The 1,209-nt window shown below is 58.2% G+C and carries 1 protein-coding gene; it reads left to right on the top strand.

Translation table 11 applies throughout. From position 1 onward, the window contains the following. The coding region (locus IQ273_RS33280; RefSeq protein ID WP_194027336.1) for a serpin family protein at positions 1-1,201 on the top strand (1,201 nt) is incomplete at its 5' end. Positions 1,202-1,209: the final 8 nt, after the last annotated feature.

The raw sequence follows: 1,209 nt of genomic DNA on the forward strand, positions 1-1,209 counted from the left end.
CCCACAGCCGGCCCCTCCCGCCAACCAGGCTGACTCCTCCGACCCTTTAGCGCAGGCTCCGGCCGTGGCCCCCACCGTGAATAGAGAATTGACCCAAGCTCATTTAGATTTTGGCTTGGCCCTATTTGATCAGCTGCGTCAGGCAACCCCCAATGAAAATGTGCTGGTGTCGCCCACCAGCGTGGCCCTAGCCATAGCCATGGCCTACAACGGCGCAGGCGGCGAAACTCAGGTGGCGATCGCCAACGCCCTCAAAATTCAAGGTTTAGATATCGACCAGATCAATGCGGGCAATCAGGCTCTGACCCAGTACCTCACTCAGCTCGACCCTGAGGTGGCGCTTGAAATTGCCAATTCTCTTTGGGTGAACGAGAAACTGCCGGTGCGGGCCGACTACATTGAGCAGATGCGGACCGCCTACAGGGCCGAAGTCGCCGTCCTCGATTTTGGCCTGCCCACAGCCGCCAATCGCATCAACGATTGGGTCAAGGCACGCACTCGCGATCGCATTCCTACCATTGTTGACCAGCTGCCCGCCGATCAGCTCCTGGTGCTGGTGAATGCCGTCTACTTCAAAGGAGCCTGGAGCGAAGCCTTTGACCCCGCCCAAACGGCAGAGCGTTCCTTTAGCCTGGCCAATGGCGACACCATTCAGCACCCTCTGATGGCTCAGAGCGGCGATTATCGCTACCTCGAAACTGACCAGTTTCAGGCAGTCAGCCTGCCCTACGGCAACGCATCGCTCAGCTTTGAAGTAATTTTGCCAGCTCCGGGCATTGACCTAGCCGAGTTCTCTGCTCAGCTGACTCCCGAAAACTGGCAGAGTTGGATGAACCAGATGCGATCGCGCCCCGGTGACATTCAGCTGCCCAAATTTCAGTTTGAATACGAAGCCGATCTGATCCCAGCCCTGGAGACCCTGGGCATGGGCATCGCTTTTGAAGCTGGCCAGGCCGACTTTTCGGGCCTGACCGAACTAGAGGCCTTCATCAACCAGGTGCGCCACAAAACCTTCATTGAGGTCAACGAAGAAGGCACCGAAGCCACTGCCAGTACTGCGATCGGCATCATGCCCACCTCCATTGCGCTACCGCCCGATTCACCCTTCGAGATGGTAGTCGATCGCCCATTTATCGCCGCTATCCGCGATCGCCAGAGCGGCACGCTGCTGTTTGTAGGCGCGATCGTCGATCCGCGTTAGGGCGTAGG

This window comes from Nodosilinea sp. LEGE 07298 (assembly GCF_015207265.1).
Lineage (GTDB): Bacteria > Cyanobacteriota > Cyanobacteriia > Phormidesmidales > Phormidesmidaceae > Nodosilinea.